Source organism: Amycolatopsis sp. A133 (assembly GCF_031082405.1).
GTDB lineage: Bacteria > Actinomycetota > Actinomycetes > Mycobacteriales > Pseudonocardiaceae > Amycolatopsis.
Window position 1 is genome coordinate 30722 of record NZ_JAVHJU010000024.1, and the last position, 26228, is coordinate 56949.

Annotated in this window: 25 protein-coding genes; 10 read left to right on the forward strand and 15 right to left on the reverse strand. The window is 72.6% G+C overall.

Annotated elements, in window-relative coordinates; all coding sequences use genetic code 11:
- Position 1: 1 nt before the first annotated feature.
- The 4 genes from Q5425_RS18490 to Q5425_RS18505 all read right to left on the reverse strand — a co-directional run bounded on the left by Q5425_RS18490 (position 2) and on the right by Q5425_RS18505 (position 2958).
- Positions 2 to 1123, reverse strand: a complete 1122-nt coding sequence (locus Q5425_RS18490; protein WP_308673497.1) for a C40 family peptidase — start codon at positions 1121 to 1123, stop codon at positions 2 to 4.
- Positions 1120 to 1467 (reverse strand): hypothetical protein, encoded by a 348-nt coding sequence (locus tag Q5425_RS18495; protein ID WP_308673498.1) that lies wholly within the window; start codon positions 1465 to 1467, stop codon positions 1120 to 1122. The genes Q5425_RS18490 and Q5425_RS18495 overlap by 4 nt, the downstream gene beginning before the upstream one ends.
- Positions 1468 to 1635: 168 nt before the next feature.
- Entirely contained in the window at positions 1636 to 2379 is a 744-nt protein-coding gene (locus tag Q5425_RS18500) for a thioredoxin domain-containing protein (protein ID WP_308673499.1), read from the reverse strand.
- Positions 2380 to 2451: 72 nt separating this feature from the next.
- Positions 2452 to 2958: a MauE/DoxX family redox-associated membrane protein gene (locus Q5425_RS18505; RefSeq protein WP_308673529.1), complete on the reverse strand. Its 507-nt coding sequence runs from the start codon at positions 2956 to 2958 to the stop codon at positions 2452 to 2454.
- Positions 2959 to 3045: 87 nt separating this feature from the next.
- Here Q5425_RS18505 and Q5425_RS18510 point away from each other — a divergent pair, with 87 nt between their 5' ends.
- The 4 genes from Q5425_RS18510 (at position 3046) to Q5425_RS18525 (ending at position 8149) form a co-directional block, all read left to right on the forward strand.
- Complete coding sequence (locus Q5425_RS18510) at positions 3046 to 3876, forward strand: glutamate ABC transporter substrate-binding protein (RefSeq protein WP_308673500.1); 831 nt, start codon at positions 3046 to 3048, stop codon at positions 3874 to 3876.
- Positions 3873 to 6353, forward strand: coding sequence for an ATP-dependent helicase HrpB (gene hrpB, locus Q5425_RS18515; protein ID WP_308673501.1), 2481 nt, complete (start codon positions 3873 to 3875; stop codon positions 6351 to 6353). Before Q5425_RS18510 ends, hrpB begins: the two co-directional genes overlap by 4 nt.
- 99 nt (positions 6354 to 6452) lie before the next feature.
- Positions 6453 to 7367, forward strand: coding sequence for an ATP-binding cassette domain-containing protein (locus Q5425_RS18520; RefSeq protein WP_308673502.1), 915 nt, complete (start codon positions 6453 to 6455; stop codon positions 7365 to 7367).
- Entirely contained in the window at positions 7364 to 8149 is a 786-nt protein-coding gene (locus Q5425_RS18525) for an ABC transporter permease (RefSeq protein WP_308673503.1), read from the forward strand. The genes Q5425_RS18520 and Q5425_RS18525 overlap by 4 nt, the downstream gene beginning before the upstream one ends.
- A gap of 121 nt (positions 8150 to 8270) precedes the next feature.
- On the opposite strand, the gene Q5425_RS18530 is transcribed toward Q5425_RS18525, so the two are convergent.
- Complete coding sequence (locus Q5425_RS18530; RefSeq protein ID WP_308673504.1) at positions 8271 to 8930, reverse strand: TetR/AcrR family transcriptional regulator; 660 nt, start codon at positions 8928 to 8930, stop codon at positions 8271 to 8273.
- On the opposite strand from Q5425_RS18530, the gene Q5425_RS18535 reads away from it, so the two are divergent.
- The gene (locus Q5425_RS18535) at positions 8871 to 10004 is read left to right on the forward strand and encodes an FAD-dependent monooxygenase (protein ID WP_308673505.1); all 1134 of its coding nucleotides are present in this window, start codon (positions 8871 to 8873) and stop codon (positions 10002 to 10004) included. The two genes, Q5425_RS18530 and Q5425_RS18535, sit on opposite strands and share 60 nt — an antisense overlap.
- Here Q5425_RS18535 and Q5425_RS18540 read toward each other — a convergent pair.
- On the reverse strand, positions 9949 to 10623 hold the full coding sequence (locus tag Q5425_RS18540) for a response regulator transcription factor (RefSeq protein ID WP_308673506.1): 675 nt from the start codon (positions 10621 to 10623) through the stop codon (positions 9949 to 9951). The two genes, Q5425_RS18535 and Q5425_RS18540, sit on opposite strands and share 56 nt — an antisense overlap.
- The gene (locus Q5425_RS18545) at positions 10620 to 12200 is read right to left on the reverse strand and encodes a histidine kinase (RefSeq protein ID WP_308673507.1); all 1581 of its coding nucleotides are present in this window, start codon (positions 12198 to 12200) and stop codon (positions 10620 to 10622) included. The genes Q5425_RS18540 and Q5425_RS18545 overlap by 4 nt, the downstream gene beginning before the upstream one ends.
- Before the next feature lie 217 nt (positions 12201 to 12417).
- Here Q5425_RS18545 and Q5425_RS18550 point away from each other — a divergent pair, with 217 nt between their 5' ends.
- A complete protein-coding gene (locus tag Q5425_RS18550) occupies positions 12418 to 12627 on the forward strand; it encodes a hypothetical protein (RefSeq protein WP_308673508.1) in 210 nt (69 codons plus the stop codon).
- Entirely contained in the window at positions 12624 to 13373 is a 750-nt protein-coding gene (locus tag Q5425_RS18555; RefSeq protein ID WP_308673509.1) for a hypothetical protein, read from the forward strand. Before Q5425_RS18550 ends, Q5425_RS18555 begins: the two co-directional genes overlap by 4 nt.
- On the opposite strand, the gene Q5425_RS18560 is transcribed toward Q5425_RS18555, so the two are convergent.
- Both Q5425_RS18560 and Q5425_RS18565 read right to left on the reverse strand, forming a co-directional pair.
- Positions 13355 to 13576, reverse strand: coding sequence for a hypothetical protein (locus Q5425_RS18560; protein ID WP_308673510.1), 222 nt, complete (start codon positions 13574 to 13576; stop codon positions 13355 to 13357). The genes Q5425_RS18555 and Q5425_RS18560 overlap by 19 nt on opposite strands.
- A gap of 8 nt (positions 13577 to 13584) precedes the next feature.
- Positions 13585 to 14712: an anion permease gene (locus Q5425_RS18565; protein WP_308673511.1), complete on the reverse strand. Its 1128-nt coding sequence runs from the start codon at positions 14710 to 14712 to the stop codon at positions 13585 to 13587.
- A gap of 193 nt (positions 14713 to 14905) precedes the next feature.
- On the opposite strand from Q5425_RS18565, the gene Q5425_RS18570 reads away from it, so the two are divergent.
- On the forward strand, positions 14906 to 16312 hold the full coding sequence (locus tag Q5425_RS18570; protein ID WP_308673512.1) for an acyltransferase: 1407 nt from the start codon (positions 14906 to 14908) through the stop codon (positions 16310 to 16312).
- Positions 16313 to 16393: 81 nt separating this feature from the next.
- Positions 16394 to 17260, forward strand: coding sequence for a lipase (locus Q5425_RS18575; RefSeq protein WP_308673513.1), 867 nt, complete (start codon positions 16394 to 16396; stop codon positions 17258 to 17260).
- Here Q5425_RS18575 and Q5425_RS18580 read toward each other — a convergent pair.
- The 6 genes from Q5425_RS18580 to hutH form a co-directional block, all read right to left on the reverse strand.
- Positions 17244 to 18401: an NAD(P)/FAD-dependent oxidoreductase gene (locus tag Q5425_RS18580; protein ID WP_308673514.1), complete on the reverse strand. Its 1158-nt coding sequence runs from the start codon at positions 18399 to 18401 to the stop codon at positions 17244 to 17246. The genes Q5425_RS18575 and Q5425_RS18580 overlap by 17 nt on opposite strands.
- A gap of 107 nt (positions 18402 to 18508) precedes the next feature.
- The gene (gene hutI, locus Q5425_RS18585; protein WP_308673515.1) at positions 18509 to 19654 is read right to left on the reverse strand and encodes an imidazolonepropionase; all 1146 of its coding nucleotides are present in this window, start codon (positions 19652 to 19654) and stop codon (positions 18509 to 18511) included.
- Positions 19642 to 20874, reverse strand: coding sequence for a formimidoylglutamate deiminase (locus Q5425_RS18590; RefSeq protein WP_308673516.1), 1233 nt, complete (start codon positions 20872 to 20874; stop codon positions 19642 to 19644). The genes hutI and Q5425_RS18590 overlap by 13 nt, the downstream gene beginning before the upstream one ends.
- Positions 20875 to 20975: 101 nt before the next feature.
- Positions 20976 to 22172, reverse strand: coding sequence for an allantoate amidohydrolase (locus Q5425_RS18595; protein WP_308673517.1), 1197 nt, complete (start codon positions 22170 to 22172; stop codon positions 20976 to 20978).
- A complete protein-coding gene (gene hutU, locus Q5425_RS18600) occupies positions 22169 to 23821 on the reverse strand; it encodes a urocanate hydratase (protein ID WP_308673518.1) in 1653 nt (550 codons plus the stop codon). The genes Q5425_RS18595 and hutU overlap by 4 nt, the downstream gene beginning before the upstream one ends.
- A 2-nt stretch (positions 23822 to 23823) precedes the next feature.
- Entirely contained in the window at positions 23824 to 25350 is a 1527-nt protein-coding gene (gene hutH / locus Q5425_RS18605) for a histidine ammonia-lyase (protein ID WP_308673519.1), read from the reverse strand.
- An 84-nt stretch (positions 25351 to 25434) separates the two neighbouring features.
- On the opposite strand from hutH, the gene Q5425_RS18610 reads away from it, so the two are divergent.
- On the forward strand, positions 25435 to 26217 hold the full coding sequence (locus Q5425_RS18610) for an IclR family transcriptional regulator (RefSeq protein WP_308673520.1): 783 nt from the start codon (positions 25435 to 25437) through the stop codon (positions 26215 to 26217).
- Positions 26218 to 26228: the final 11 nt, after the last annotated feature.

The window sequence follows — 26228 nt, forward strand, 5'->3', positions numbered from 1 at the left end:
CTCACCCCGTAGGCCGGTAGAAGCCGATGAACGACTGCCCCGCGTTCGTGGTGCGGATCTTGCTGATCTGCACCGGGTCGCCGGCCTCGACCATCTGGCCGTCGCCGATCACCATGGCCACGTGCCCGGACCACACGACGAGGTCGCCGGGCAGCAGCTGGTCGATCGAGGGCACCTCGGCCCCGACCGTCTGCTGCGCCGCCGTCCGCGGCAGCTGCAGGCCCGCGTCCTGGTACGACGTCATGGTCAGCCCGCTGCAGTCGAGGCCGACACCGCGGGCGGTGCCGCCCCAGACGTAAGGCACGCCGAGCTGCGAAAGCGCGTTGCGCACGGCCTTGGCCGCGGTCTCGTTCGGCGCCATGACCTGCTTGCCGCCGGGCAGGTTGATCGCGACGCCGCTGCCGGGCTGCGGCGGGATCGCGACCGGCAGCCGCGGCTTGTGCACGGCGCCACCGCCACCGCCGCCGCCTCCCCCACCGCCGCCGCCCCCGCCGTCCGAACCGCCGGAGGAGCCGCTGTTGCTGTTGAACGACGACCCGACCTTCGTCGAGGCGGACGACGCCGACGTCGACTGCTCTTCGCCGCCGAGCCGGGTGCCGATGGCGGTGAGGTCGTTGATCGTCTGTTCGCTGAACGTCGCGGCCTGGCCGGTGAGCTGGCTGATCTTGGTCTGCAGCTTCATCAGGATGTCGCGCGAAGCGGCGCCGCGGCTCTCCGGCGGCTGGATGGTCTTGACCGCTTCCAGCGCCTTCATCGACGCCGAGATCTCCTTGATGATCTGGTCGCGGACCTGGTCGTTCTTGATCTCGCCGACGTGCAGCGTCTCGGCCGCCTCGGCGACGGCCTTCTCGATCTCGGCGCTCTCGTCGAGGAGGTCCTGGACCTCCTTCTCCAGGCTCTGCGACGTCGCCGTGGCCCGGTCGGTCGTCGAACCCGAGCTGGCGGAAACGAGGTTGACGCGCTGGGCGGAGGCGTGGTCGCGGGTCGTGCCGACCGACGTCTGCAGGGCGAGGTGCGCGTCCCGGGCGCCGCCGATGGCGGCCGGGTCGTGGCGCAGCTTCTGCGCGAACTGGTTGGTCGTGTCCAGGCCGTGCCGGACGAGCTGGTCGGCGTGCTCGGTCACGCGTCCCGCCCGAGGTCGCCGCCGAGCCGCCGGACGAAGTCGCCGTGCTCGGCCTCGACCGCCGCGTAGTTGCGGTCGGTCTGCCGGGCGGCTTCGCCGACCTGCCGCCAGCCGCCGCCGACGCGGTGCATCTTTTCCTGCAGCGCGCGCATCCGGCCGCTGTAGGCGCCGGAGAAGCCGGACTCGCCGCCCATCTCCGAAAAACCATCGCCGCCGAGCGTCACGTGCGGACCGACGTGCCGCTCCGCAGCACCCTTGACGTCTTCACCGAGCGGGTCGACTTCGCGCGCGTACCGCGTGTACGCGCCGTCGTCGACGTGAAACCCCGAATGCGAACCGTCCACTGGCCCTCCCTGTCACCGGGGGTGCGACGTGCGTGCGGCACCCCCGGTTCCCTGTGCCATCCGGGCTTCGCCCGGGCCGGGGGCTCCGCCACCCGGACCCCCGAAGAGATGTCGTGCGGGAATCAGCCTAGTCCACGGCCCATACCCGGGTGGGCGAATTGCCCGGAGTCAGCCGATGACCTTCTTGAGCCAATCCGGGTCCTGCCAGGAGACGATCGAGCCGTTCGCGGTGACCGTCGGCGTGCCGAACCCGCGCTGGCCGCCGCCGAAGTCCTGCGCCAGCTTCGGGTCGGTCTCGATCTGCTGGAACGCGGTGTTCAGCTGCTGGTCGTAGGTGCCCGCGTTGACCGTCTGGGCGAACGCCGGATCGGTGATGCCGACGTTCTTGCCGAGCTCGATCAGCTGCGCCTTGTCGTAGCCGCGCTTGCCCTCTTCGGGCTGGTTGGCGAACAGCGCGTCGTGGAACTGGAGGAACTTGCCGGCGTCGGCCGCGGCGAGTGCCGCGTTCGCCGAGTCCAGCGAGTAGCCGGGCGGGCTCGACTTCCCGGTGAGCAGCGGCACCATGTGGTAGCGGACCTGCAGCTTGCCGTCGTTGATCGCCTGCTCGACGTCGCTCTTGTACCGCTTCTCGAACTCGCCGCAGATCGGGCAGAGGAAGTCGGCGTAGACGTCGATCGAGGCCTTGGCGCCGGTCTTGCCGACGGTGACGACCACGCCGTCACGCTTCTGGCCGACATCACCCGCCAGCGCGCTCGTCGGCTCGCCGGGGTTGATGACCTGGCCCTCGGTCTTGTTCCGGTCCGAAATCGTCCAGATCACGCCGCCGATCACGAGCGCGGCCACGACGACCACGGCCCCGATCCCGATGATCCACTTCCGCTTGTCCCCGGACGCGCCCCTGGCCTGGGCCACCGCCCTCGCTCCCCCGGCCTGTGCGGCCTGACGACGCTTCCGAGCGGTCCGCTCAGCTCCACCCACTGTGTATCAATTCCCTTCCGCGATACCCGAGTAGTCGTGCCCGGGTCCGGTGGAGTTCCCGCGACCTCGCGCGAGCCAGCCGTCGAGTGACAGCCAGGTGCGCGGGCGCGCCAGCAGCCAGGCGGCGAGCAGCGCGAACCCCGAGTCGCGGAGGATCTCCTGCGGGTACTCCGTCTGCCCCGCCGCCACGTGGCCGCCGCCCCCGAAGCACCCGCAGTCGATGCTCAGGCCGCGCGCCCACGACTGGGCGATCCCGGCGATGAGCACGAGCAGCAGGCCCAGCGAAGCCGCGGCGGCCCACCGGGTCACGAGGCCCGCGAGCAGCAGCAGCCCGAGCACGAGTTCCACGAGCGGCAGCGCGATGGCCGCCACGTCTTCGAGCGCGTCCGGCAGCACCTCGTACGCCTGCACGGCGATCAGCGTCTGGCCGGGATCCGCCAGCTTCAGGGCACCGGAAACGAGCCAGACGGCCGCGAGCCCGAGCCGGGCGAGGGTGCCGACGGTGTTCAGCACGGGTTGGGACGGTCGCACCACGCACTTAGGCTAACGGGAGGACCTGAGAACCACGTGAGGCAGGACCGCGGCGGAGGGAGCGGCTGGATGCGGTGGCGCACGCTCCTCGGCTCGGCGTTGCTCCTGGTCACGGCGGCGGCGTGCGGACCGGCCACGGTTTCGCCGACCGACTCGCTCGTCACCCGGGCGAGTGCCACGGATCACCTGACCATCGGCATCCGGTTCGACGCGCCGGGGCTTTCGGAGCACACCGTCGACGGCCGGTTCGTCGGGTTCGACGTCGATGTCGCGACTTTCGTCGCGAGTGAGCTCGGCGTCTCCGCGAAGGACATCACCTGGCGCGAGACGACGCCGGCGTCGCGGGAAACGGACCTCACCTCCGGCGCGGTCGACCTGGTCGTGGCGACCTACTCGATCACCGACAAGCGCAAGCAGCAGGTGTCGTTCGCCGGCCCGTACTTCACCACCGGCCAGGACCTGCTGGTGCGGCGGACGTCGGCCGACATCGCCGGGCCGGAGGCGCTCAACGGGCGGCGGCTGTGCTCGGTCAGCGGCTCGACACCGGCGCAGCAGGTGAAGGACAAGTACGCCCAGGCCGTCCAGCTGGTCGAGTACCCGCGGTACTCCGACTGCGTGACCGCGCTGCTCGCCGGGCAGATCGACGCGGTCACCACGGACGCGGTGATCCTGGCCGGCTACGTGGCGCGCGACCCGGAACTGCTGAAGATCGTCGGGAAGCCGTTCTCGAAGGAGAACTACGGCATCGGCTTGCGCAAGGACGACACCCAGGGGGTGGCCGCGGTCGACGACGCGATCCGGAAAATGATCTCCTCCGGCGAATGGCTGCGCTCGCTCAACGCGAACATCGGCCCGTCCGGTCCCCAGCTGCCCCCACCCCCCGAGGTCACGCCGAAGTGAAGCTCCCCGACCTGCCCGTCAGGTCCGTGCTGCCCGACGTCGTCGCCGCGCTGGACGCGCACGGCACCGCGGTGCTCGTGGCCCCGCCCGGCACGGGCAAGACGACGCTGGTGCCGTTGGCGCTGGCTTCGGCCGGCGCGGGCCGGGTGGTGGTCGCCGAGCCGCGGCGGCTGGCGGCGCGGGCCGCGGCGGCGCGGATGGCGGCGCTGCTGGGTGAACCGGTCGGCGAGACGGTGGGCTACGCCGTGCGCGGCGACCGGAAGGTGTCCGCGCGGACCCGCATCGAGGTCGTGACGTCGGGGCTGCTGGTGCGGCGCGTGCAGGGCGACCCGGAGCTGCCCGGCGTCTCGACGGTCCTGCTCGACGAGTGCCACGAGCGGCACCTGGACGCGGACCTGCTGCTGGCGCTGCTCCTGGACGTCCGCGCGGGCCTGCGCGACGACCTGCGGCTGCTGGCGACGTCGGCGACGGTCGCGGCGGGGCGGCTGGCTTCGCTGCTCGGCGACGCCCCGGTGGTGACGGCCACCGCGCGGACCTACCCGGTGGAGTTCTCCTACGTTCCGCCCGCTCGCGGCGAGCGCGTGGAGGCCTGCGTCGCGCGGGCGGTGCGGACGGCGTTGGCGGCGGGAGACGGCGACGTGCTCGCGTTCCTGCCGGGGGCCGGGGAAATCGCGCGGACGTCGGGACTGCTGTCTTTGTCCGAATCGGACACTGTGGACGTTCTCCCGCTGCACGGCCGGTTGCCGGCGGCGCACCAGGACGACGCGCTGCGGCCGCGTGACCGGCGCCGGGTGGTGCTGGCGACGGCGGTGGCGGAGTCGAGCCTGACGGTGCCGGGCGTACGCGCGGTGGTGGACTCGGGTTTGGCGCGCGTGCCGCGCGTCGACCACCGGCGCGGGCTGCCGGGCCTGGCCACGGTCCGGGTGTCGGCGGCGGTGGCCACGCAGCGGTCCGGCCGCGCGGGGCGCGAGGCGCCGGGACGGGCTTACCGTTGCTGGGCGGAGCACGAGCAGGCGACGCTGCCGCCGTACCCGGAGCCGGAGATCCGCACGGCCGAGCTGGCCCGGCTGGCCTTGGAGCTGGCGTGCTGGTCGACCCCCGACGGCAGCGGGCTGGCCTGGTGGGACCCACCGGGCGAGGGCGCACTGGCGGCGGGCCGCGCCCTGCTGGTGACGCTGGGCGCAACGGACGCATCGGGAGCGGTGACACCGCGCGGACGGCGGATGGCGGACCTGGGCTTGCACCCCCGGCTGGCCCGCGCGCTGCTGGACGGATCGTCCGAGGTGGGCGCCCGCAACGCGGCAGAGGTGGTGGCCCTGCTGGACGCGGGCGCAACCTTGACGGACGTGAACGCGGAGCTGAGGCGCCTGCGCTCGGCCGGCGACGAAGGAGCACGACGCTGGAAGCGCGAGGTGCGGCGGCTCGAGGGCTTGGTTTCGGGCCACCGAGCCGATTCACGACCGGCCGATCGCTTCGGTACGGCCCCGGCCGGCGGCGGCAGCGGCGAACCGGCCGGCCGTTCGGCCCGGACCGGCGGCCACCGGCCCGATCCCGCGCTGGTCGTCGCGCTCGCCCACCCCGAGCGGCTCGCCCGGCGCCGTCCGGGCGGTGCCCCCGTCTACCTCATGGCCGGCGGTACCGCCGCCGAGCTCCCGGCCGGCAGCGGCCTCGACTCCGAATGGCTGGCCATCGCCGAAGCCACCCGGGACCCCGGCCGCGTCCACGGCACCATCCGCCTCGCCGCGGCCGCCGACGAATCCCTCGCCGTCCGTGTCGGCCCGGTGACCGAAGCCGACGAAGTCACCTGGGACGGCGATGTTGTCGCCCGGCGGGTCCGCAAGCTCGGCGCCATCACCCTGTCCGAGAAACCGCTCAAGAACGCCGACGTCCACGACGCCCTCCTGACCGGCCTCCGCGAAACCGGCCTCGGCCTCCTCAAGTGGAGCCAGGACGCGACCCGGCTGCGCGAACGCCTGGCCTTCCTGCACCGCGTCCTCGGCCCGCCGTGGCCCGCGGTCGACGACGCCGCCCTCCTGTCCGATGTGGACAGCTGGCTCAACCTGGGCAGCGCCCGTCGCAAGGCGGACCTCGCGAACATCGACGCGGGCGCCGCCCTCAAAGCCCTCCTCCCCTGGCCGGAAGCCGCGAAGCTGGACGACCTCGCCCCCGACCGCCTCGAAGTGCCGTCGGGGTCACGGATCCGCGTCGACTACACCGGCGACCGGCCCGTCCTGGCCGTGAAGCTGCAGGAAACCTTCGGCTGGACCGACACGCCCGTGCTCGCCGGCGTCCCGGTGGTGCTGCACCTGCTCTCCCCCGCCGGCCGCCCCGCGGCGATCACCGCCGACCTCGCGGGCTTCTGGACGTCCGGTTACCCGGCCGTGCGCGCCGACCTGCGCGGCCGCTACCCGAAGCACCCCTGGCCGGAAGACCCGGCCGGTGCCGTCCCGACCCGGCACACCCGCCGCCGCGGCTGATCCCTGCCGAAAGTCGGGGGTCACCCGCGACCGTCGTCCGATGTCCCCGGTACCCCGGGAACCGCAAACTCCCGGTACAGGCGAAAACCGGGAGGAAAGATGATCACGCTTCGAGGACTCACGAAGCGCTACGGGGAGAAAACGGTGGTCGACGCGCTCACGTGCGACGTCGCCCCGGGCCAGGTGACCGGGTTCCTCGGCCCCAACGGCGCCGGGAAGTCGACGACCATGCGGATGACCGTCGGGCTCGACCACCCGCAGGCGGGCGAGGTCCTGGTCGGCGGGCAGCGCTACGCCGAGCTGCGGCACCCGCTGCGGGAGGTCGGCGCGCTGCTCGACGCCAAGGCCCTGCACCCCGGCCGCAGCGCCGGCAAGCACCTCCTGTCCATGGCGCGCAGCAACGGCATCGCGGCGAGCCGTGTCGAAGAGGTGCTGGCGACCGTCGGGCTTTCCGACGTCGCCGGCAAGCGGGCCGGGCAGTTCTCGCTCGGCATGGGCCAGCGGCTGGGCATCGCGGGCGCGCTGCTCGGCGACCCGGGTGTCCTGCTGTTCGACGAGCCGGTCAACGGCCTCGACCCCGACGGCGTCCGCTGGGTGCGGCAGCTGATGCGGTCGCTGGCGGCCGAGGGGCGGACGGTGTTCGTCTCGAGCCACCTGATGAGCGAGATGCAGCTGACCGCCGACCACCTGGTGGTGATCGGCAAGGGCAAGCTGCTGGCCGACGCGCCGGTCGCGGAGTTCATCGCGGGCAATTCCCGCACAACGGTGTCGGTCCGCGTCCCGGCCGACGCCGAACGCTCCACTTTGGACGCCCGATTGCGCGCGGAGGGCGGGCTGACGCACCCGGGCGAGCCGGGCGAACTGGTGGTGGACGGCCTCGACGTCACCCGCGTCGGCGACCTCGTGCACGAACTCGGGATCCGCGTGCACGGGCTCGCCGAGCGGACGGCGTCGCTCGAGCAGGCCTACATGGAACTGACCGCTTCTTCGGTGGAATACGGGGTGTCGGCATGACTGCACCGGTCGAGGTCCGCGGCGGCGGTTTGCCGGGCGCGGTGGCTTCGGAGTGGACGAAGTTCTGGTCGGTCCGCGCGACCTGGTGGTGCCTGGTGGGCGGCACGGCGCTGCTGTTGTTCTACAGCACGCTGTCGGCGATCGCCCAGAACGTCGGCGACGAGCCGCAGGGTGCCCACACGATCGCGTTGGGCGGCGGTTTCTACCTGGCCCAGTTCGCGGTGATCGCACTGGCGACGCTGTTCGTGACGAGCGAGTACGCCGGCGGCGGCATCCGGTCGACGCTGCTGTGGACCCCGGTCCGCTCCCGGGTGGTCCTGGCGAAGGCGGCGGTGCTGGCACCGGTCCTGTTCGCCTACGGCGTGCTGCTGTCGTGCGCCGGAATGGCACTGGCAAGCGTGGTGATGAACGGCCACGGCCTGCCGACGTCGTTCGCAGCGGGCTTCACGGTGGCGTCGGGCATGGGCGGCTACTTCGCCCTGACCGGCTTGCTGTGCACGGGCATCGGCTGGGCACTGCGCAGCGCGGCCGGGACGCTGGTTTCGGTGATCGTGCTGCTGGTTCCGTTGCCGCTGATCGTGGCGTCGCTGGGCTTGCCGGAGGCGATCCCGTATTTCCCGGGCATCGCCGGGGTGAACGCCATGGTCGAAGAGGGCCGGCCGAACCCGATCACGATGACGGCGGCACCGTACGCGCCTTGGGTGGGGCTGGTGATCTGCGCGGTTTGGGCAGCGGCGGCGTTACTGGCGGGGGCGGCGGTGTTGCGCCGTCGGGACGCTTGACTCGGATCAGCTACCGGCTGGGCCCCGGCGGTCTTCCTGGCTGCCGGGGCTTCGGCCGCGAGCCCGATGTCGCACCGCCACAACGCCCGATCACGTCAGGGCTGTGGACAACCGGCCCGAGTCACCCCACCACGATCCCCGCCAGGATCTCCCGGGCGCTCGCCAGCAGCTCCTCCAAGCCAGGCGGCGCAAGCGATCCCGTCCCCGCCAGCGCCCCGAAGATCGTCCCCTCCATCCAGTCCACCACCACCCTCGCGTGCCGCTCCGGCTCCGGTGAACCCGCCGCCTCCAGCACCGAAGCCGCGCGGTGGCGGATCTGCAGACCGCCCTCGTCGTACACCGCTCGCAACTCCGGGCGCCGCGTGGCCTCCAACGCGAACTCGTAGCGCGCCAGCATGCGCGTCCGGCCCGCAGTAATCGCCTCGAATGCGTATTCCGCAACGAATTCCGCCAACCCGCCGCCACCTCCGCCGGCAAGCGGAACCTGGTCCAGGACGACGATCCGCGTGATCGTCAGCTCCAGCAGCGCCGCCCGCGTGCGCGCGTAGTAGGACGTCGACCCCACCGGCAGTCCCGCGGCGCGGTCCACCGCGCGGTGGGTCAACCCGCGCATCCCCTCCGCCGCGATCACCGAGATCGCCGCGTCGGCAATCACATCCACCCGTTCCACGAAAACGCACTCTACAGGTGTAGAGTCCTCTACACCTGTAGAGGAGGCGTTATGCACGCGATAGTGGTCGGTGGCGGCATCGGCGGCCTGGCCGCGGCCGCAGGGCTGCACCGGGTCGGCTGGACGGTCACCGTCCTGGAGAAAGCACCGGAGTTCGGCGACGTCGGCGCCGGGATCTCGCTCTGGCCGAACGCCCTGCGCTGCCTCGACGAACTCGGCGTCGACCTCGGGCCACACCTGGCCGCGCAGCAGACCGGCGGCTTCCGCGACCACCGCGGCCGCCGGATCACCCGCTTCGACGCCGCCGGATTCGAACGGCGGCACGGGAGGCCGCTCGGCGCGATCCACCGGCGCGACCTCATCGCCGCCCTTCGTGACGCCGTCCCGGCCGAAAGCCTCAAGACCGGCGCCGAAGTCACCGAAGTCCGCGAAGACGGCCTGGTCCGCTACAACGACAGCGAACTGCGCGCCGACCTCGTCGTCGCGGCCGACGGCATCCACAGCCGGATCCGCGCAGCGCTCTTCCCGCACCACCCGGCCCCGGCCTACTCGGGCAGCACGGCGTTCCGCGGCGTCGCGCACCTCCCCGGCACCGGGCTCAGCACGAGCTTCGGCCGCGGCACCGAAGTCGGCATCCTCCCGCTGACCGGCGGCGACGTCTACTGGTGGATCTCGCGCGTCGCCGAACCGGGCGAACGAACCGTCGACCTCAAGCACGCCTTCAAGGACTGGCACGAACCGATCCCCGCCCTCCTCGACGCCACTGCGCCCGAAGCCGTGCTGCACCACGACCTCTACTACCTCGCCACCCCGCTCCCGACCTACACCCGCGGCCGGATCGCGCTGCTCGGCGACGCCGCCCACGCGATGCCGCCGTTCCTCGGCCAGGGCGGCTGCCAGGCCATCGAAGACGCCGTCGTGCTCGCCCACGCCGTGTCCACACAGGACTTGAGCACCGCTCTCGAGCACTACGACCAGCAGCGACGGCCCCGCAGCCAGAAGGTCGTCCGCGAGTCCGTCCGGATGGGCAAACTCGGTCCGCAGCTGACCAACCCCGTCGCGGCAGGCCTGCGCACCGCCCTGCTGAAGTGCCTCCCGGCGAAGGCGACGGCCCGCGTGGGCGCGGGGATCACGGGCTGGCGGCCGCCGCGTCTCCCCCGACCAGTCCCGCCTCGTACGCCGTGATCGCCGCCTGTACCCGGTTCTTCGCGCCGAGCCGGGTCAGGATCGTGCTCACGTGCGCCTTCACCGTGCCCTCCACGACGAACATCTTCGCCGCGATGTCTGCATTGGACAGTCCGGACCCGAGCAGTGTCAGCACTTCCCGCTCGCGCGGGGTCAGCGCCGCGATCCGCTCGCGGGCCGCGGCGGCGCGCGCCAGCTGCCCGCCGGAGAGCCGGGCGATCACCCGCTGCGCCACCTTCGGCGAGAGGAACGCGGCCCCGCCGGCGACGGCGTGGATGCCGGAGAGGAGCTCGCGCGGGTCGCCCGACTTCAGCAGGAACCCGCCCGCGCCGAGGCCGAGCGCGCGCTCGATGTAGTCGTCCTCGCCGAACGTCGTCAGCATGATCACGCCGGTGGCCGGCAGCAGCCGCCGGATCTCGGCGGCCGCGCCGAGGCCGTCCAGCACCGGCATCCGGATGTCCAGCAGGACGACGTCCGGGTGCGTGGCCAGCACCTGGGAAACCGCTTCCCGGCCGTCGGCGGCTTCGGCGACGACCTCGATCCCGGGATCCGCGCCGAGGATCGCCGCCACCCCCGCCCGCATCATCGCTTCGTCGTCGGCCAGCACGACCCTGATCACGGTGCCCCCTCGGCGAACCTGTCCTTGGCGACCAGTCTCCCACCGGCGAAACACAGCCGGTAGGCGGCGTAATCGTTGTTCAGCCACGACCTGCCGGTGCCGTAGTACTCGCAGGCGGCGCCCGGTACCGGCGGCAGCGGCGGCTCGCCCCGCACCGGACGGGCGACGCGCTCACGCTCGGGCAGCTCCGGCACGATCTCGGCGCGCGGCTGCCCGATCCGCAGCCGCTCGTAGACCCCGGCGGGCAGCTCCGAGGAATTCCACTGGTAGAGGAACGCGATGCCGGCGATCGCGACGACCATCGCGAACAGGCCGAGCGGGACGACGACCGCCTGGACCAGGCTCCGCCGCACGTCCCGCCGGGCCAGCTCGAGAGCCCGGGCCGACGTCGACTGCCCGGCCTCGTCGTCGGTGGCGGTATCGGCATCGGTGGACGGCTCGGCCGGCGCGGCCCCGTGCGGCAGCGTCGCGGTCACGGCGAACCCGCCGTCGCGGGGGCCGGCCCGCAGCGTGCCACCGACGAGCCGGACGCGTTCGCGCAGGCCGATCAGCCCGACGTGCCCGGACGCGGCCCCCGGCAACGGCCCGGCGGGCGGCGGGGCGTTGACCACGCTGACGTCGGTTCGCGCGCCGGCACTGGTCACCCGGACCGCCACGGCGGCGCCCGGCGCGTGCTTGGCCACGTTCGTCAGCGCTTCCTGCACCACGCGGTAGGCGGCCCGGGCGACCATCGGCGGCGCTCCCGCAGCGTCCACTGTGGACTCGATGAGGAGACCGGAGGCCCGCGCGCGGGAGAGCAGCTCGCCGAGGTCGCCCTGCACCGGCTCGACCGGCGCGGCGTCCTCGCGCAGCACGCCGATGATTTCGCGCAGCCGCTCGGTCGCGGTCGCGGCGCTCGTCCGCAGCTGGGCCGCGGCGTCGCGCTGGGCGTCGTCGAGCCCGCCGGCGACCTCCAGCGCGGCGGCGCGGACGGCGATCAGGCTCAGCTCGTGGCCCAGCGAGTCGTGCATGTCGCTGGCGATCCGCGCGCGCTCGCGCAGCCGGGCCTGCGCGGCGACCAGCCGCTGCCTGCTCTCCATCTCCTCGGCCCGGCGCCAGCCCGTGCGGGCGAGCTCGCCGCGGACCCGGACGTACCGGCCGAGCAGCCACGGCGACAACCCGGCGAACACGAGGATCGCGACCATCGCCGCCCAGTCGCCCAGCCCGTCCTGGCCGAAGACGAGCGCGATCGGCAGCCCCAGGACGGCGCAGGCCACCCCGGTCAGGATCCCCGGCCGGGCGCGCGGCATCCGCAGCCCGGCCTGGTAGCTCATCGCGACCAGCACGAAGATCACCCACACCGGCACGTGGTCGCCGTACGGGAACGGCACGGCCAGCGCCCCGGCCAGCGCGATGCCGAGCGAGACGACCGGGTACCGCCGGGCCGTCGCCACCGAGCCGGCCACGACGGCGAGGCCGGCGGCCAGCTCCACGTACGACCGGGTTTCCAGCGTCCCCACGACGACGGTGAAGGCGAGGAACGCCCCGAGGGCGACGTCGAGCAGCAGCCGCCACCTACGCTTCGTCACCTCCCGCACGGGTTCGAAGCTACAAGGCGTGACAACGGCCGACCACTGCCAAAAGTCAACCTTTCAGCGTGAGCGGTGCTCTCGAAGCTGAGCGCCGCTCGCAATGGCGAGTGAGCAGTGCTCTTGCTCGGAAGCGCCGCTCCAGCCTGCGCGCCGACACGGACCGTGGACGTCTTGGTGCGCATATCCGCGCGGTAGCGCCCGCGGTGTTGCATGATGATCCACCATGGCCGAGCGCACACTCTCCGACCAGCTGGGCGGCTACCTTCCCGTAGGCATCGAAGCCCTCGAGGAGCACGAGCGGCAGGACCTCGCCGACGCCCTGCGCGACGCGCGCCGTCGGCAGGCCAAAGCGCTCGCCGAAGCGGGCGAAGAAGGCCTTCGGTACGTCCCCGCGCTGCTGCGCGGAGCGGTCCGGAAGGCGGTCGGCCTGTGACCCAGGAGAACTACGGGGCCGAGGCGGAGATCCTCAAGCTGGCCCGCGTCCTCGGCGTCGAGCCCGCGCGCCTGGAGTACCTCGCCCGCGTCGACGCCGACGACCTGCAAGCGTTCCGGGAGCAGGTCACCGACACGCTGTTCGACGCCAACGCCGCCGCGCTGCAGCGGATGGCGCTGGCCGCGCGGGTCGTGCCCGTCGGTGTGCTCGCCAAGATCGCCGAGAAGGTGTTCGGCCCGTTGCTCTGCGCCCGGATCGCCGGGCTGGTCGACGTCTCGCGCGGAGTCGACGTCGCCAAGCGGCTCAGCCCCCGGTTCCTCGCCGACGTGGCCGCGGAGCTCGACCCGCGGCGGGCGAGCGCGATCATCAGCCGCATCCCCCTGGACACCGTCCTCGCCGTCGCCACCGAGCTGGCGCGCAAGGAGGACTGGATCACCCTCGGCCGGTTCGTCGGGCACCTGCCCGACCTCACCGTGCGGCGGGCGTTGGAGCAGATCGACGACCCGTCGCTGCTGCGGATCGCGTTCGTGCTCGACGACAAACGCCGCATCGACCACGTCGTCGGCCTGCTCCCGGCCCACCGGCTCGGCCGGCTGGTCACCGCGGCGAGCGCCGACGAAGACCTCTGGCCGCCGGCCCTCGACCTGCTGAACCACCTGGGCGAAGCGCGACGCGCCACACTGAAACCGATGGTCGGCGGGCTGCCCGAGGGGTTCCGCGACCGCGTTCAGGCGACGATCAAGTAGATCCCGTAGCCGATGATCGCCGCGCAGGCGGCGAAGCAGACGACCGCGCCGGCCAGCGGCCCGGTGCCCGAGGCCCCCGACTCGCGGGCCGCGTCGCGGTGGGAGAGCCCCACCACGCCGAAGGAGAAGAGGCTCGTCAGTACCACGACCGACGCCAGCGCGACGGCGAAGACGAGACCGAGGGAACCCCAATCGATGTGCACGGCGCTCCTCAGGCGTTGGCCGGCTGCGGAACGCCGGGTTCGGGCTGGGTGACGGAGTGGGCACTGACCGGGTTCCGCTTCGACGCGAGGTAGATGCCCAGCGCGACGACGACCCCGGCCAGGCCCACCAGCACGGTGCCCCAGGTCCCGAGGGTCGAGACCTCGGCGGCGAGCGCGCCGACGATGGCGGCGGCGGGCAGCGTCAGCGCCCAGGCGAGCACCATCTTGCCCGCGACGCCCCAGCGGACTTCGGCGAGCTTGCGGCCCAGCCCGGAGCCGATGATGCCGCCCGAGCAGACGTGCGTGGTCGACAGCGCGAACCCGAGGTGCGCCGAGGTGAGGATGACCGCCGCGGCACTCGTTTCGGCCGCGAAGCCCTGCGGCGTCTGGATTTCCGTGAGCTTCTTGCCCATCGTCTGGATGATCCGCCAGCCGCCGAGGTAGGTGCCGAGCGCGATCGCGGTGCCGGCGGTCAGGACCACCCACAGCGGCGGGCCCGAGTTCGGCGCGAGCGAGCCGGAGGCGATCAGCGTCAGCGTGATGACGCCCATGGTCTTCTGCGCGTCGTTCGTGCCGTGCGCGAGCGACACCAGTGAGGCGGAGGCGATCTGGCCGGCCTTGAAGGTCCGGCCCACCGTGTCCTGCTTCGCGCGGGCGGTGATCCGGTAGACGAGGAAGGTGCCCAGCGTCGCGACGATCCCGGCTACGACCGGCGAGGCGAGCGCCGGGATCAGGACCTTTTCGACGACCTTCCCGAAGTGGACGGCGTCCGAGCCCGAGGCGATCCAGGTGGCGCCGATCAGCCCGCCGAACAGGGCGTGCGAGGAGCTCGACGGCAGCCCGATCAGCCAGGTCAGCAGGTTCCACACGATGGCGCCGACCAGGCCGGCGAAGATGATCACCGGCGTCACCTTCGTGTCGTCGACGATCCCGCCGGAGATCGTCTTCGCGACCTCGACCGAGAGGAACGCGCCGACGAGGTTCAGCACGGCCGAGACGCCGACCGCGACCTTCGGCTTGAGCGCCCCGGTGGCGATGGAAGTGGCCATCGCGTTGGCGGTGTCGTGGAAGCCGTTGGTGAAGTCGAAGGCCAGCGCGGCGACGATCACCACCAGCACGATCAGCGAGAAGTCCATGGTGGCCCACTTTCGTTGCCGTCGCCCGCAACGCTACTGATCGGCAAGAGCCGCTCCGATCCCTGTCGCGTGACGGATTACTGAACTCTGCGTGAACCGGGGTGAGGAAAACCCCACCAAGACCGGGGTGGTTCAGCCCAGTGTGCGGACGCCCATCGCCTGGAACCCTCGGATCCGGGCGAAAGGGGCACCGATGAAAGCGATCCTGGCGACAGTGGCGTCGGCTCTGTTGTTCTTCTTCGGCACGGGGCTGGACCCGCTGCCGGAGCTCGCGTGGCTGGCACCGCTACCGGTTCTCCTCCTCGCGCCGCGCGTTTCCGGCGTGGCCGCGTTCGCCTGCGCGTTCGCCGCCTACCTGGCAGGCAGTGCCGGCAGCTGGAGCTACTTCTGGCATTCCCTGTCGATCCCGCGGCCCGCCGCGCTCGGGATCCTCGGTGGGAGCGCGGTGCTGTTCGCGGCATCGACCCTGCTTTTCCGGCTGCTGGTCCGCCGCGGCCACGGCTTCCTGGCCGCGCTCGCCGCACCGGCGTTGTGGACCGTCGCGCTCTACGTCGTCTCGCTGGTCAACCCGACCGGCCTCGTGGGCACCTTGATGACGACCCAGGCCGACCGGCCGTCGATCGTGCGGATCGCCGCCGTCACCGGGGGCTGGGGCGTGGAGTTCCTCGTGCTGTTCGTCCCGGCCGCCGTCGCCGCCGCGCTCGCCCCGGGTGTCCGCGCCCGGTCACGAACGATCGGGCTGGTCGCCGTCGCCGCCGTCCTGGGTGCGGTCGCGTTCGCGAGCGTCCCGTCACTGACCGGGCCGTCGACGCGCATAGCGCTGATCGCCCCCGCGCAGAGCCGCTGGGCCGTCGACGTCGCCACCCCGGACGGCCAGGCGCTCGTTCGGTCCTATGTGGACCAGATCGGCCGCCTGCCGGACGGCGTGAAAGCCGTCGTGCTCCCCGAAGCGGCCTTCGCCGTGGACCAGGTCAGCCGTCCCCGGCTCATCGAGGCCTTCACCGAAGTCGCTCGCACGCGGAACCTCGACGTCGTCACCGGCGTCCTGGACACGACCCCGGACGGCCGGTTCAACGCCGCGCTCGCCGTCCCACCGTCCGGCACGCCGGTGGAATACCGCAAGTGGCACAACGGGGACTCGCCGAACATCACCTCCGGCACCGAACTCGCCCGCTTCGCCGGGATCGGGCTCATGGTGTGCATGGACGTCAACTTCGCCGACCCCGGCCGCGAATACGGCGAAGCCGGCACGGGCCTGGTCCTGATCCCGGCGTCCGACGAAGACGTCGACGGCTGGGCCCACAGCCGCACGGCACTGATCCGCGGCGTCGAGAACGGCTTCTCGGTGGCGTGGAGCGCCGCCCGCGGCACGCCGATGCTGGCCGACGCCCAGGGACACGTGCTGGCCGACACCCGCACCGGCGACCGCCCGGTCTCCGTGGTGGTCGCCGACGTCCCGCTCGGACCCGGAAAGACCCCGTACGCCCGCTTCGGCGACTGGTTCGCCTGGCTCTGCGGCCTGGTCGCCCTGGCCGGGATCGCCACGGCCGTCCGCAAGCCGTCGTTGTCACCCATCACAACGAACACCAGCCAACTCTGAGCGTTTTCCCAGGTCGTCTCCAGCCATATGTGACCGAGCATGATCTGCGTAACGTACTGACGAGTAACTGGAGGCAAGGGGATGCGGGTCACCAACGGCGGTGCCAAGCGGGTCCTGACCACGCTGGTCGCGGCGCTCACCCTCGGCGTCGCGGCTCCGGCCGTGGCCGAAGCCGCCCCGAGCGGCGGCTGGAACGACTGGGGCTGCCGTCCTTCGGCCGCGCACCCGCAGCCCGTCGTGCTCGTCCACGGCCTGGGCGCGAACGACACCGTCAACTGGTTCTTCCACGCGCCGAAGATCGCCGCCCAGGGCTACTGCGTCTTCTCGCTGACCTACGGCACGGGACTCCTGGGCCCCGGCGTCGGCGGGCTCGCGTCGATGCGCGACAGCGCCGCGCAGCTGGGCCGGTTCGTCGACCGCGTCCGGTCCACCACCGGAGCGGCGAAGGTCGACATCGTCGGGCACTCCGAGGGCAGCACGATGCCCGCGTACTACCTGAAGTACGGCGGCGGCGCGGCCAAGGTCGCCCACTTCGCCGGCTTCGGCGCGAACTACCGCGGCACCACGCTGGGCGGCCTCGACGCGCTCGCCAAGGCCCTGCTCACGTCCGTGCCCGGGCTGGGCGCGATCCTGCGCACAGCGTGCGGCGCGTGCACCGAGTACCTGGCCCCGTCGGCCTTCCTCGACGACCTCGCCCGCGGCGGTGTGCACGTGGCCGGCCCGTCGTACACGAGCATCGTGAGCAGGTACGACGAGGTGGTGACGCCGTACACCAGCGGAATCCTCGGCGAGCCGGGCACGACGGACATCGTGCTGCAGGACTTCTGCCCGTCCGACGCGTCCGGCCACCTGAGCCAGGCGATCGACCCGAACGTCACCGGATTGATCTTGCACGCCCTGGACTCCTCCTACGCGCCGACGTGCACGCCGTTCACCCTGCCGCTGTGAGCGGGTTCTGCCCGAGGTACCGGCGACCGTTCTCAGCGGATTCCCGCACGGCCGCGAAGCCGTAGCCCACCATCGCGGCCTCGTAGGTACCCACGGCTTCGAGAAGCGGAGCTCCGGCCAGCGCGGACGCCAGCGCCGCACCATCGCGCAACGCGGTGTTGGCGCCCGCGCCGCCGGCCGGGCTCATCGCGTGGATCGCGTCGCCGGCGAGCGTCACCCGGGACGCCTCCCACGGCCCGATCGGGATGCTCGTGCGGATCGGCTGCGGGAACGTCGACGGCACGTCCCAGCCCTCGACCATCGCGGGGGCCAGCGGATGCCAGCCGTCGACCAGGCGGAGCGCAACCTTCTGCAGGTCGTCCGGGGCCATCGCGGCGAGCTCGGCCTCGGGGTGGCCGACGACCTCCCAGCGCGCACCGACCGAGCAGGTCATGTACGGCCGGTCGTCGCGCAACCGCAGGTCCGGCACCAGCCGTGCGCACGCGTCGGCGACCGGTTCGGGGTAGTCGACGGGCGCGAAGCCGGCCATCGTCCGGTCCGGCCCGAGCATCATGGAGAACACCGCGAACATCTCCGGCTCGAACAGCGCGCGCGTTTCCGGCGTCAGCGGGATCCGGCCGTAGAGGTGCACCAGCCCGGCGTCGACGACCTGAGCGTGCGGGAGGTACTGCTGCCGCACGGCGGAGTTGATGCCGTCGGCCCCGACGAGCAGATCGCCCCTCGCCGACGTCCCGTCGGCGAAGTGCGCGGTCACGCCACCGGTGTCGGTCTCGTAGTGCGTGAACTGCTTGCCGTACGCCACTTCCTGGCCGTACAGCAGGATTTGCCGCAGGGTGAAGCGGTTGATGTTCAGGTGGGTTCCCTCGTCCGCCAATCGCGTGCGCAACCGCAACTGGTGGTCATAGACGTTCGTGTGCGGCAACGCGCGGCCGGCGGTGGCGCGGAAGAGTGCGTGCAGCTCCGGCCGCAGCACTTCGCGCAACGCCGCGTCGCCGACGCCGCTGATGTGCAGCCGGTACCCCTGCTTGCGCGCGCCCGCCGACTCGTCGCGTTCGTAGACGCGGCACGGGATTCCGGCACGGCGCAGGCCGTGCGCGAGGCTCAAGCCACCCAGGCCGGCACCGATGATGATCACAGACACAGCTGTCCCTTCGTCACGGATGAGGAAGGGACGCACAGGTAAGCCTGCGTGAGCGGCCCGGACTAACCCATACCGGACTGTGTCTTCGCGCGTCCTCGCGTCCGACGTTAGCGCACGCGCTCCCCGGCGCGCCACACCATGTTCGTCAGCGGCACGCCCGGCCGGTAAGCCAGGTGCGTCACCGAAGGCGCGTCGAGCACGTGGACGTCCGCCCGCGCGCCGGGCCGCAGCACGCCGACATCGGCACGCCGCAGCGCCTTCGCCCCACCGGCCGTCGCGGCCCAGACCGCCTCCTCGACGGTCATGCGCATCTGCAGCACCGCCGTCGCGACGCAGAACGCCATCGACGTCGTGTACGAGCTGCCCGGGTTGGCGTTGCTGGCCAGCGCCACGGTCGCGCCCGCGTCGAGCAGCCGGCGCGCCGGGGCCAGGGGCTGGCGGGTCGACAAGTCGCACGCGGGCAGCAAAGTCGCGACCGTCTCGGAGGCGGCCAGCGCTTCGACGTCGGCGTCCGCAAGGTAGGTGCAATGGTCGACGCTCGCCGCGCCGAGCTCGACGGCCAGCCGCACGCCGGGGCCTTCGCCGAGCTGGTTGCCGTGCACGCGCAGGCCGAGACCACGCCCGGCGGCGGCCTTCAGCACCCGCGCCGACTGGGCCTCGTCGAAGGCGCCGGTCTCGCAGAAGACGTCGGCCCAGCGCACGCTGCCCGCGACGGCGTCGAGCATTTCGCCGCACACAAGGTCCACATAGGACTCGGCGTCGGCGCCGGGCGGCACGAGGTGCGCGCCGAGGAACGTGACCTCGTCGGCCACCTCCCCGGCGATCCGGGCGCTCCGGGCTTCGTCGGCCACCGTGAGCCCGTAGCCGGTTTTGGTCTCCAGGCAGGTCGTCCCCTGCCGGGCCGCCTCGTCGACGTGCCGGCGCAGGTTCGCCGCCAGCTGCTCGTCGGACGCCTCCCGCGTCGCCCCGACAGTGATCGCGATACCGCCTGCCGTGTACGGCTTTCCGGCCATCCGCGCCTCGAACTCGGCGGTGCGATCGCCGGCGAAGACGAGGTGCGTGTGGCTGTCGACCCAGCCCGGCAGCACCGCGCGGCCCTCGACGTCGACGCGCTCGTCGGCGTCCGGCGCTTGGGCCGCGGCGCCCACCCAGGCGACGCGCGAGCCGTCCAGCACCAAAGCCGCGTCGGTCAGCCGGCCCAGCCCGGGGTCGTTGGTGGTGAGTTCGCCGATACCCGTGATCAGGACCGCCACAGTGCCTCGATCTCCTTTGCCAGCAGGGTTTCCGGTCGGTCGATGAGCAGGTGCACGCCGTCCCGCACGACCTCGCGGCCGGCGACGACAACGTGCCGGACGTCCGCGCCGGACGCCGCGAACAGGACCCCCGAGGGCTCGATCCCGGCCGTCCGCACCGAATCCAGGGTCACGGTGACGAGGTCCGCGCCCGCCCCCACGGCGAGCGCGCCGACCTCGTCCCACCCGATCGCCGCGTGATCGGTGCCCGCTTCGAGGAGCTCCTCGGCGCTGAACCGGCCCCGTTCCTCGCTGGCCAGCCGGTCGTCCAGCTCCAGCGCGCGGGTCTCTTCGAACGCGTCGACGACGGCGTTGCTGTCACTGCCGATGCTCAGCCGCACCCCGGCGTCACGCAGCGCACGAGCCGGGCCGATGCCGTCGCCGAGGTCGCGTTCGGTCGTCGGGCAGAAGCACGCCCGCGCTCCGCTCAGCCGGTCGATGTCCGACGCCGTCAAGTGCGTGGCGTGCACGGCGACCAGGCGCTCGGTCAGCACCCCGCGGTCGGCCAGCAGCTCGGTGGGGGTACGGCCGTAGGCGGCCAGGCACTGCTCGTTCTCCGCGCGCTGCTCGGAAAGGTGGACGTGCACGACCCGCTTGCTGTCCACAAGGGACAACTCGGCCGCCGGGACCGCCCGCACCGAATGGATCGCGGCGCCGACCCGGAACAGCTCGCCTTCCGCCAGCCCGGCCACCCGCGTCGCCCACGCCGACGCCGAGCCGTCGGAGAACCGCCGCTGGACCTCGTCGGGCTCGACGCCGATCCCGCCCGCCAGGTAGCACGTGTCGAGCAGCGTCAGCCGGATCCCGGCGTCGGCCGCGGCCTGCCGCAGTGCCGCGCCCATCGCGTTCGGGTCGGCGTAGGCCTTCCCGCCGGACGCGTGGTGCAGGTAGTGGAACTCCCCGACGCTGGTGTAGCCGCCCAGGACCATCTCGGCGTACACGCCGCGGGCCAGCCGGTAGTACGAATCGGGATCGAGCCGGGACGCCAGCGCGTACATCCGCTCGCGCCACGTCCAGAACGTGCCGCGTTCGTGGTGCGTCCGTCCCCGCAGCGCCCGGTGGAAGGCGTGCGAATGCCCGTTCGCGAAGCCCGGCAGAGTCAGGCCGCCGAGCACGACGCCGGTTCGCGGCGAGCCAGGTGTCACGGCGGTGATCCGCCCGTCCGCGACATCGATGCGCACCGAAGACGCGATCCCATCGGGCAGCCAGGCCTGTTGGCACCAGAAAACTGTCGGTGCCGAGCGATAGGCTGGAAACGGGGGGCGCCCCCGCGGGCCGAAAGTCATCGCGCCAGCCGCTCCAGCACCGTGGCCAGCGCCGATGCGCCGGCTTCGACGTCTTCGGCCTCGGCGAACTCCTCCGGCGAGTGGCTGATCCCGGTCGGGTTGCGCACGTACAGCATCCCGGCCGGGACGAACCCGGCGAGGATCGCCGCGTCGTGACCGGCGCCCGTCGGCAGCTCCGGCGGACCGCCGAGCCAGCCGCCCAGCTCGCGGCGCAGGACGTCGTCGAACACGACGTCGTCCGAATAGGACTCCCGCGTCACGGTCACCCGGCAGCCCTCCTCCTGCGCCGCCTCCGAGGCGGCCCGGCTGATCTCGGCGACCAGTCCCGGTGTGCCGGCGCCGGGCACCCGCGCGTCCAGCCAGAGGTCCACAGTGGATGCGATGACGTTGGTCCCGCCGGGGGTCGGCACGAGCCGTCCGACGGTCGCCCGCGCGTCCGGGACCTTCGCGGCCAGCCGCCGGACGGCCGTGACCGTCGCGGCGGCGGGCAGCATCGGGTCCGCGCGGTCGGCGAGCAGCGTCGCCCCGGCGTGGTTCCCCTGGCCCGCGAAGGAAAACCGCCACCGGCCGTGGGCGATCACCGTGCTGCCGACGGCCACCGGTGCACCGAGGTCGATCAGCCCGCGGCCCTGCTCGACGTGCAGTTCGAGGAACTGCCCGATCCGGCCGAGCCGCTCGGCGTCCGGCCCCATCCGCGCCGGGTCGACACCCGCCTTCCCGGCCGCTTCGGCGAACGTCACGCCGTCGGCGTCCCGCAGGCCCCGCGCCTTGTCGGGGTCGATGGTGCCGGTGAGCAGCCGCGAGCCCAGGCAGGGAACGCCGAAGCGGCCGCCCTCCTCCTCGGCGAATACGACAACGGCGAGCGGACGGCGTGGCCGGAATCCCTTGGCCTGCAGTGCTTCGACGGCGGCCAGCGCGCTCACCACTCCCAGCGGGCCGTCGAACGCGCCGCCGCCCGGCACCGAGTCGAGGTGGCTGCCGGTGACCACGGCGTTGCGGCCCGGCGGCCCCCACCACGCCCAGACGTTGCCGTTGCGGTCGGTCTCGACGTCGAGCCCGAGCCCCAGCGCGCGCTCGACGAACCACTCGCGCAGGTCGTGCTCGGGCGCGTCGAAGGCGTGCCGCGAATAGCCGCCGCGCTTCGGGTCGCGCCCGACGTCGTCGATCTCGGCCAAGAGCCCCGAGGCGCTCACTCGGCCTCCCGCATCGGCACCCGCACGCCACGCTCGCCGGCGACGTCGGCCGCACGGTCGTAGCCCGCGTCGACGTGCCGGATGACGCCCATGCCCGGATCGTTGGTGAGCACCCGCTCCAGCTTCTGCGCGGCCAGCAGCGTCCCGTCGGCCACGCTGACCTGACCCGCGTGGATGGACCGGCCCATGCCGACGCCGCCGCCGTGGTGGATGGACACCCAGCTGGCGCCCGAGGACGTGTTGACCAGGGCGTTGAGCAGCGGCCAGTCGGCGATCGCGTCGGAGCCGTCGGCCATGCCTTCGGTTTCGCGGTACGGCGAGGCCACGCTGCCGGAGTCGAGGTGGTCACGGCCGATGACGACCGGCGCCTTCAGCTCGCCGCTGGCCACCATCTCGTTGAACCGCAGACCTGCGAGGTGCCGCTCGCCGTAGCCGAGCCAGCAGATCCGGGCCGGCAGACCTTGGAAGGCCACCCGCTCCCCGGCCAGCTTGATCCAGCGGGCGAGGGATTCGTTCTCCGGGAACAAGTCCAGCATCGCGCGGTCGGTGGCCGCGATGTCCTCGGGGTCACCCGAGAGCGCGGCCCAGCGGAACGGGCCGTTGCCCTCGCAGAACAGCGGGCGGATGTAGGCGGGCACGAAGCCCGGGAAGTCGAACGCGCGCTCGCAGCCGCCGAGCTTGGCCTCGCCGCGCAGGGAGTTGCCGTAGTCGAAGACCTCCGCTCCGCGGTCCAGGAAACCCAGCATGGCGTCGACGTGGTCGGCCATCGACTCGCGCGAGCGGTCGGTGAACTCGTCGGGTTTCTTGGCCGCGTAGTCGTGCCAGTCGTCGACGCTGACGCCCTTCGGGAGGTAGGAGAGCGGGTCGTGCGCGGACGTCTGGTCGGTGACGATGTCGACCTCGACGCCGCGGCGCAGCAGCTCCGGCAGCACCTCGGCGGCGTTGCCGACGACGCCCACGGACAGCGGCCGCTTCTCCTGCTTCGCCTTCGAGACGCGGGCGATGGCGTCGTCGAGGTCGTCGGCCACCTCGTCGAGGTAGCGGGTCTCGACGCGGCGGTGCGCGCGCTGCGGGTCGCACTCGATGACGAGCGCGACGCCGTCGTTCATGGTGACGGCGAGGGGTTGCGCTCCGCCCATGCCGCCGAGCCCGGCGGTGACGGTGAGCGTGCCTTTCAGTGAACCGCCGAACTTCTTCTTCGCGACGGCGGCGAACGTCTCGTAGGTGCCCTGGAGGATGCCCTGGGTGCCGATGTAGATCCACGAACCCGCGGTCATCTGGCCGTACATGGTCAGACCCTGCTGTTCCAGGCGGCGGAACTCCGGCCAGGTCGCCCAGTCGCCGACCAGGTTCGAGTTCGCGATGAGCACGCGAGGCGCCCACTCGTGCGTGCGAAACACGCCGACCGGCTTGCCCGACTGCACCAGCAGCGTCTCGTCGATGTCCAAAGTGGTCAGTTCACGGGTGATCGCGTCGAAGCTGGCCCAGTTGCGGGCCGCCTTGCCGGTGCCGCCGTAGACGACCAGGTCGTCGGGCCGCTCGGCGACGTCGGGGTCGAGGTTGTTGTGGAACATCCGCAGCGCGGCCTCGGTCTGCCACGACTTCGCGGTGAGCTGGGTGCCGCGGGCGGCACGGACTACGCGGGACATTCTCAGACCTCCAGACGGGCGGCGTCGAGGACGGCGCCGGAGCGGACGAGTTCTTCGGCAGCAGCGATTTCGGGTGCCAGGTGCCGGTCCGGGCCGGGACCCGCGACCTTCGTGCGGAGCAGGTCCCGGACCCGGCCGGTGACCGGCGACGGCTCCAGCGGCGCCCGGAAGTCCAGCGCACGGGCCGCCGTCAGCAGCTCGATCGCGAGGACCGTGGTCAGGCCGTCGACGGCCTTGCGCAGCTTCCGCGCGGCCGACCAGCCCATCGAGACGTGGTCCTCCTGCATGGCGCTGCTCGGAATCGAGTCGACCGACGCCGGCACGGCGAGCCGCTTGAGCTCGCTGACCACGGCGGCCTGCGTGTACTGGGCGATCATGTGGCCGGAGTCGACGCCGGGGTCGTCGGCGAGGAACGGCGGCAGGCCGTGTGAGCGGGTCTTGTCGAGCATCCGGTCGGTGCGGCGCTCGGCGATGCTGGCGACGTCGGCGACCGGGATGGCCAGGAAGTCCAGCACGTAGGCGACGGGCGCGCCGTGGAAGTTGCCGTTGGACTCGACGCGGCCGTCGGCGAGGACGACGGGGTTGTCCACAGCGGACATCAGCTCGCGCTCGCCGACGAGTTCGGCGTGCGCGAGGCTGTCGCGCGCGGCGCCGTGGACCTGCGGGGCGCAGCGCAGCGAATAGGCGTCCTGGACGCGGTTGCAGTCCGGGCCGCGGTGGCTTTCGACGATCTTCGAGCCCTGCAGCGCCTGCCACATCCGCGCCGCCGACGTCGCCTGCCCGGGGTGCGGGCGCAGGGCCTGGAGGTCGGCGGCGAACGCGCGGTCCGTGCCGAGCAGGGCTTCGACGCTCATCGCGGCGGTGAGGTCCGCGATGTCGAAGAGCCGGTGCAGGTCGGCGGCGGCGAGCAGGAGCATGCCGAGCATGCCGTCGGTGCCGTTGGTGAGGGCGAGCCCCTCCTTCTCGGCGAGGACGACCGGCTCGATCCCGGTCTGCCGCAACGCCTCCGCGGCGGGCTTCAGGTGACCGGCGTGGAGCACTTCGCCTTCGCCCATGAGCGCCAGCGCGACGGCGGCCAAGGGGGCGAGGTCGCCGGAGCAGCCGAGCGAGCCGTACTCGTGGACGATCGGCGTGATGTCGGCGTTGAGCAGGGCCGCAAGCGTTTGCGCGGTACCCGGCCGGACGCCGGTGTAGCCGCTGGCGAGGGTCCGCAGCCGCAGCAGCATCAGCGCGCGGACGACCTCGGGCTCGACGGCGGGCCCGGCGCCGGCGGCGTGCGAGCGGATCAGGCTGCGCTGCAGCGCGGTCCGGCTCTCGACCGGGATGTGACGGGTGGCGAGCGCGCCGAAGCCGGTCGAGACGCCGTACGTCGGCGTGACGGCGTGGGCGAGGTTTTCGATGTGCTGACGGGTCGCGGCGAGGTTCTTCTCGGCGGCGTCCGTGAGCGCGACGGGCGCGTGGCCGCGGACGACGTCGACGACCTGGGCGGCGGTCAGCGGTTCCGGGCCCAGGAGCACTTTTTCCGGCATGGCCTCATTGGACAACGTCCTTCCCGCTGGTGGGCTGCCTCAACGAGTGGTTCCGTCTGGTATCCCAGACGTTAGGCTCGGGCCATGGGCGACAGCAGCGAGGTTCCGGCGCTGCGCCGCGGCCTGGCGGTGCTGCGGCTGCTGGCGACGCGCCCGGGGCCGGTGACCGCGGCGGCGATCGCGCGCGAGGCGAACCTCCCCCGCTCGACCGCCTACCACCTGCTCAACGAGCTCGAGGCGGCCGGTTTTGTCGTCCACCTGCCCGCGGAACGCCGCTACGGCCTGGGCATCGCGGCGTTCGAACTGGGCTCGGCCTACCTGCGCCACGACCCCCTGGAGCGCCTGGCCGGGCCGTTGCTGCGCAAGCTCGTCGACCGCGTCGGGCACACCGCCCACCTGGGCGTCCTGCACGGCAACGAGTCGCTGTACCTGATCAAGGAACGCCCGGCCCGCCCCGAGACGCTGGTGACGGAGGTCGGTGTCCGGCTGCCGGCCCAGCTGACGGCGTCCGGCCGGGCGATCCTGCGGCACCTGCCGTCCCCGCACGTCCGCGCGCTCTTCCCCACGGCGACGGCGTTCGTGCTCCGCACCGGCCGCGGCCCGCGCACGCTGGCCGAGCTGCGCCGCACCCTCACCGCGGAACGCCGGCTCGGCTGGTCGGTCGAGGACGGCCACGTCACGGACGGCTTCGCGTCGGTGGCCTGCCCGGTCTTCGACCACGGCGCCCGCCCGCTGGCCGCGATCAGCGTCACCCTTCGCCACCACTGCGCCGCGGAGCCGTGCGCGCAGACGTGGCCGGATCTCGCCGCGGAAGCCGCGGCGACGGCGGCCGAGCTGACCACCCGGATCGGCGGCCACCCGGGCTGACGGCCGTCGCG

Excerpts from the sequence above, each read along its gene's own strand:
- Q5425_RS18610 (WP_308673520.1), top strand. The coding sequence starts at position 25,435 with ATGGGCGACAGCAGCGAGGTTCCGGCGCTGCGCCGCGGCCTGGCGGTG.
- Q5425_RS18575 (WP_308673513.1), top strand. The coding sequence starts at position 16,394 with ATGCGGGTCACCAACGGCGGTGCCAAGCGGGTCCTGACCACGCTGGTC.
- Q5425_RS18550 (WP_308673508.1), top strand. The coding sequence starts at position 12,418 with ATGGCCGAGCGCACACTCTCCGACCAGCTGGGCGGCTACCTTCCCGTA.
- Q5425_RS18570 (WP_308673512.1), top strand. The coding sequence starts at position 14,906 with ATGAAAGCGATCCTGGCGACAGTGGCGTCGGCTCTGTTGTTCTTCTTC.
- Q5425_RS18525 (WP_308673503.1), top strand. The coding sequence starts at position 7,364 with ATGACTGCACCGGTCGAGGTCCGCGGCGGCGGTTTGCCGGGCGCGGTG.
- hutH (WP_308673519.1), bottom strand. The coding sequence starts at position 25,350 with ATGCCGGAAAAAGTGCTCCTGGGCCCGGAACCGCTGACCGCCGCCCAG.
- Q5425_RS18565 (WP_308673511.1), bottom strand. The coding sequence starts at position 14,712 with ATGGACTTCTCGCTGATCGTGCTGGTGGTGATCGTCGCCGCGCTGGCC.
- Q5425_RS18520 (WP_308673502.1), top strand. The coding sequence starts at position 6,453 with ATGATCACGCTTCGAGGACTCACGAAGCGCTACGGGGAGAAAACGGTG.
- hutU (WP_308673518.1), bottom strand. The coding sequence starts at position 23,821 with ATGTCCCGCGTAGTCCGTGCCGCCCGCGGCACCCAGCTCACCGCGAAG.
- Q5425_RS18510 (WP_308673500.1), top strand. The coding sequence starts at position 3,046 with ATGCGGTGGCGCACGCTCCTCGGCTCGGCGTTGCTCCTGGTCACGGCG.
- Q5425_RS18535 (WP_308673505.1), top strand. The coding sequence starts at position 8,871 with ATGCACGCGATAGTGGTCGGTGGCGGCATCGGCGGCCTGGCCGCGGCC.